Here is a 5,098-nt window from a genome sequence, read left to right on the forward strand (position 1 = left end):
AGATAGTTTGTGCCGCTTAAATAAAGAGGTTTTGATAACCAAATTAAAGCAGCTCTAAAGAGTTTTGAGTTAAAAGTTAAACTTCAAGTTTTCATTCAGGACAAATGTACTGATTAACTAATTTTTTGGGGAAAATTAGTTAACCCATCATTATAACATATAATTAATTTGCAAGAGTTCTAATCACTACTATTAGCTTGACCCGCATAGATTGACATTCCTATAATGCTAAGAGATAGTAAGCTTATGATCGATTTGGTCTTCATTTTTTCAACTTCCTGAATACAGTAAAAACATCATTACAAGGGCTTTAGACCCAAATTTTCGGCAGTTAGTTCGGCACGATTACCGATCAACTTTATGTTAGGAAAAGCATACCTATTTTGCAATAAGTATAAATACTCAAGCTACCCCCAGAGCTTTTCTAGGAACTGCGACCGATACCGGATTCCGTTCTTTTTAAACTATCCCTTTTTTGCCTCTTCCAGGTCATGATAATGCTGATAAGCGCCGATTTCGGGGTTAAAGGGGGCGATTTCTTCAGTTACAGTTAATCCCAAACCTTCTAACATTGCCTGTAGGACAGAATCGGGGGACAGACGCAGGTAATCGGGATTAATTTCTAGGGCTACATGACGATTACCGAGGTGATAGGCAGCTTTGAGGAGTAAATCGGTTGAAGGGGCGGTAATAGTGATAACTGGTTCGGGTTTAGCAATGATTTGAATAATTTCGCCGTTTTCTCCCCGCAGGAAATCGCGGTCCTGTAGAATAGTGCCGCGGGGTAAACGAAAACAGAGGGAAAAACCTTCGGGACTGTCGAGACGATAACGGCTGCGGGTGCGTTCTTCGGCCGTGAGTAAAAGGCTAAAAACTACCGTTTCTGGGGGAGGTGGACTAGCGGTATGACGGGGGGGTAAGCGCTCGGTAAAAGTTAACATGGTAGTGGTCAATGGGAAAAAACATTCTTAATTGTAGCCCTGACTGCAGCTTGACCCGAAAAACTGAGGAACTTTTTCTATTTATTCTCCCGTTGCCGACGAATCATCTCATTTTGCACCCGTCGTCTCAAGTTATCATCGGTACGAATCCGGTTAGTAATGGCGTTAAATTGAGCTGCGGTGAAGCCATTATCTTTGACAATCTCTTTTGAGTTATTACAATAATCGACGGCAATTCTTTGGGCATTAGCGGGAAGATTATTAAAGCTCTCCCGTTGGTTACAGGTAATTGCTGGGGGACTTTTGCCTAAAATTTGCGAAATTGCCTGATAAGCTTGTTTTCTTTCGGTTTCGATCAACAAAACTGCGGTCGCATAACGTTTGATTTGGTCAGCCGTAAAATCTTGAGTATAAGCGGAAGACTGGAAACTAACTACCTCCGTCGTCCAAGAAAATTCGGGAATCAGACCGCCAAGAATGGCGATTACTGCCAAAAAAGTCACAATAAAAGAACGTCTTAAGCTTTGACCTAGATCGGCTAGGGGATAGCAGTAAATCACCATGCGAGTTTGTCGCTGAATAGATAATGATAGCAAACTTTCCAGTTAAATCCTGCTTTTTTGAATATTTTTAACGATCATAAGTTCCAATTCTAGCGAATATCTCCTAGTCCCGAACCTTAATTTTTGGGCAGAAATTGCTTTGGTAAACTTTTTTAACGTTTCTAGGGGGAAAATTAGTCAAAAATCTTTGAGAGAACCGATGAACGATTTTTGGGAAGTTAGGATGCCTATGGCTTTTAGAGAATATTTATCGGCAATTTAGCTGGCTAATCTCTTTTTATTAGCTTATATCGCTGTTAATCTCTCGCTTATTCCCTTTTGTCTCTCGCCTTGGCGGGGAATCGGGGGGAAATCCAGATAAATTAAAGGTTTCAGCGATTCCGATCGAGACAATTCCCGCTTAGAATAATGCAGTGGAATATATAGCCAATGGGGATTTGAGGGATTATTTAGTGATCTCGATCCTGGCGAGTCCTCAACAGGAGAACCATAAACTACTGACAACCACCCTAAACTCAGAAAAACCGCAAAACAAGGAGTTAGCGCATGAATAAAGGTGAATTAATCGATCAAATCGCTCTCAAAGCCTCTGTCACCAAAAAACAAGCAGATGCTGTTCTCACTGCCGCCATCGAAACCATTATCGAAGCGGTTTCTGAGGGGGACAAAGTAACCCTAGTAGGATTCGGTTCCTTCGAGGCCCGGGAACGTCAGGCCAGGGAAGGACGCAACCCAAAAACCGGCGATAAGATGGAGATTCCGGCCACTCGCGTCCCGGCTTTCTCGGCGGGTAAACTGTTTAAAGACAGAGTGGCCCCAGATAAGGAATAATTACTGTTAAGCTTGGATCGCTGTAAGTCTTTTGCCTAGACCTAAACATGGTGGTAATCTTGACTGGGCGGCCGCCATTGCCGGCTGTCCGGTTTCCTCTATTCTCGATTTTTCTGCCAGTATCAACCCCCTCGGTCCGCCGGAAAGCACCCTAACCGCTATTAAAAGCCATTTAACCAGTCTGACTCGTTATCCTGACCCCGAGTATTGGCAGTTGCGTTCTGCCCTCGCTCAATGGCACAATATTGGTCCAGATTGGATTCTCCCCGGCAATGGTGCGGCTGAGTTATTAACCTGGGCCGGCCGGGAATTAGCAGCATTTGATAGTGTTTATGTACTAACACCCGCTTTTAACGATTACGAACGGGCTTTAAAAAGTTTTGGTGGAAACATCTGCAAACATTCCCTAGATTTAACCACTTTAAAGCCGGTTAATCCCGAAAAACAAGGCTTATTACTCAATAATCCCCACAATCCCACGGGGAAACTCTGGACGGTGGCGGACATTCGTCCCTATCTATCGCAATTTGGTTTGGTGGTAGTGGATGAAGCTTTTATGGATTTTTTACCCCCGCAACAACAGGAGAGTTTAATCTCTCTGTTGCCGGAATATCCCAATCTCGTGATTGTGCGTTCCCTAACTAAATTTTACAGTCTCCCCGGTTTACGTCTAGGATACGTCCTCGCCCATCCCGATCGCCTGTTACAATGGCAAAGATGGCGAGATCCTTGGTCAGTGAATAATTTAGCTGTGGTTGCCGCTATTGCGGCAATTGAAGATAGGGATTTTCAACAACAAACTTGGGACTGGTTAACGACGGCCCGCCAGGATTTATGGCAGGGATTAGCTAATTTTCCGCAATTACAGCCCCAAACCAGTGCCGCTAACTTCCTCTTAGTACAATCTCAATCTTCCTGTTTACCCCTACAGGAAGCTTTATTAAAATATCATCGAATTTTCATCCGCGATTGTCTCAGTTTCCCCGAATTGGGCAGCAATTATTTTCGGGTCGCTGTCCGTTTACCGGCAGAAAATCAACGATTATTATCGGCTTTAGAGAGTATTTTAGCGGCGTCTGATATTAACAACAAAAAGGCTCCCGTCAACTAGACGGGAGCCGCTGCCATCGAACTAAGGGAAATTAGTCGAGGTCAGGCATTGCCAATGCGGGTTCAGTCTCGCGGTCAATTCCTTTCTCGAAACCGGCGGCGGCGGCGCGAGCGCGTCCAGCGTGCCAGAGGTGTCCAATCAGGAAGAAGAAGGCGAGGGTGAAGTGAGAGGTGGCCAACCAAGCGCGAGGAGACACATAGTTAAACGAGTTAACGTCAGTGATAACGCCACCTACAGAGTTCAAGGAACCTAAAGGAGCGTGGGTCATGTATTCAGCCGCGCGGCGGACTTGCCAGGGTTGTACGTCATTTCTGATTTTGTCGAGGTCTAAACCGTTAGGACCACGGAGGGGTTCTAACCAGGGACCGCGGAAATCCCAGAAACGCATGGTTTCACCACCGAAGATGATTTCGCCAGTGGGAGAGCGCATCAGGTACTTACCTAGACCGGTGGGGCCTTGGGCAGAAGCGACGTTAGCACCTAAGCGTTGGTCACGCACCAAGAAGGTGAAAGCTTGAGCTTGGGAAGCTTCCATACCGGTCGGACCGTAGAATTCACTGGGATAGGCGGTGTTGTTAAACCAAACGTAAACGGCGGCGATAAAGCCCATCATGGAAAGAGCGCCCAAGCTGTAGGACAGATAGGCTTCTCCAGACCAGATGAAAGCGCGGCGCGCCCAAGCAAAAGGTTTGGTGAGAATGTGCCAGATACCGCCAGCGATACAGATTAAGCCAATCCAGATGTGACCGCCGATGATATCTTCCATGTTGTTGACGCTGATAATCCAGCCTTCGCCACCGAAAGGAGCTTTGGTCAGATAACCAAAGATAACTGCGGGGTTGAGGGTAGGATTAGTGATGATGCGGACATCACCGCCACCGGGGGCCCAGGTATCGTAGACACCGCCAAAGAACATGGCTTTAAATACCAACAACAGCGCACCACAACCCAAGAGAATTAGGTGATAACCGATGATGTTGGTCATTTGGTTTTTGTCTTTCCAGTCGTAACCGAAGAAATTAGAGTATTCCTCTAGGGTTTCCGGTCCGCGGATAGCGTGGTAGATACCACCAAAACCGAGTACAGCCGAAGAAATTAAGTGCAGAACACCAGCGACGAAGTAGGGGAAGGTATCGACTACTTCACCACCCGGACCGACCCCAAAACCGAGGGTAGCTAAGTGGGGGAGCAGGATTAAACCCTGTTCGTACATCGGTTTTTCGGGGATAAAGTGGGCGGTTTCAAACAGGGTCATTGCCCCGGCCCAGAAAACGATTAAACCGGCGTGGGCGACGTGAGCGCCGAGCAGTTTACCGGAGAGGTTGATAAGACGAGCGTTACCAGACCACCAAGCGAAGCCGGTGGAACTTTGGTCACGACCGGTAGCGGTAGGGATATTAGAGAGCGTTACCACGCGGGAGAACCTCCTCAGGGAAGATAAAGTTTTCGTGGGGTTGGTCTTGGGGAGCCATCCAAGCTCTCAGACCTTCGTTAAGCAGAATATTTTTAGTGTAGAAGGTTTCAAATTCCGGGTCTTCGGCCGCTCTCAATTCCTGAGAAACGAAGTCATAGGCCCGGAGGTTAAGGGCTAATCCCACCACACCCACAGCACTCATCCATAAACCAGTCACGGGGACAAAGAGCATGAAGAA

The 5,098-nt window shown here is 46.6% G+C and carries 5 protein-coding genes and 1 pseudogene; 2 read left to right on the forward strand and 4 right to left on the reverse strand.

Going from position 1 to position 5,098, the window contains the following annotated elements; translation table 11 throughout:
- Positions 1 to 464 precede the first annotated feature (464 nt).
- Together ureE and H6G48_RS06475 are read right to left on the reverse strand one after the other, a co-directional pair.
- Entirely contained in the window at positions 465 to 941 is a 477-nt protein-coding gene (gene ureE / locus H6G48_RS06470) for an urease accessory protein UreE (RefSeq protein WP_190720251.1), read from the reverse strand.
- A gap of 77 nt (positions 942 to 1,018) precedes the next feature.
- Entirely contained in the window at positions 1,019 to 1,504 is a 486-nt protein-coding gene (locus H6G48_RS06475; RefSeq protein WP_190720256.1) for a DUF4168 domain-containing protein, read from the reverse strand.
- Positions 1,505 to 2,050: 546 nt separating this feature from the next.
- Here H6G48_RS06475 and H6G48_RS06480 point away from each other — a divergent pair.
- Positions 2,051 to 2,335 carry an HU family DNA-binding protein gene (locus tag H6G48_RS06480; protein ID WP_002759570.1) on the forward strand — a complete coding sequence of 95 codons (285 nt, stop codon included), beginning with the start codon at positions 2,051 to 2,053 and terminating at the stop codon, positions 2,333 to 2,335.
- Positions 2,336 to 2,366: 31 nt separating this feature from the next.
- Positions 2,367 to 3,446, forward strand: a complete 1,080-nt coding sequence (gene cobD / locus H6G48_RS06485; protein ID WP_190720253.1) for a threonine-phosphate decarboxylase CobD — start codon at positions 2,367 to 2,369, stop codon at positions 3,444 to 3,446.
- Positions 3,447 to 3,477: 31 nt separating this feature from the next.
- On the opposite strand, the gene psbC is transcribed toward cobD, so the two are convergent.
- Positions 3,478 to 4,860 (reverse strand): photosystem II reaction center protein CP43, encoded by a 1,383-nt coding sequence (gene psbC / locus H6G48_RS06490; RefSeq protein WP_002739004.1) that lies wholly within the window; start codon positions 4,858 to 4,860, stop codon positions 3,478 to 3,480.
- Positions 4,844 to 5,098 (reverse strand): annotated as a pseudogene (locus H6G48_RS06495) (photosystem II D2 protein (photosystem q(a) protein)); the annotation flags it as partial. The gene psbC and the pseudogene H6G48_RS06495, both read right to left, overlap by 17 nt.

It is taken from the genome of Microcystis flos-aquae FACHB-1344 (genome assembly GCF_014698375.1).
Taxonomy (GTDB): domain Bacteria; phylum Cyanobacteriota; class Cyanobacteriia; order Cyanobacteriales; family Microcystaceae; genus Microcystis; species Microcystis aeruginosa.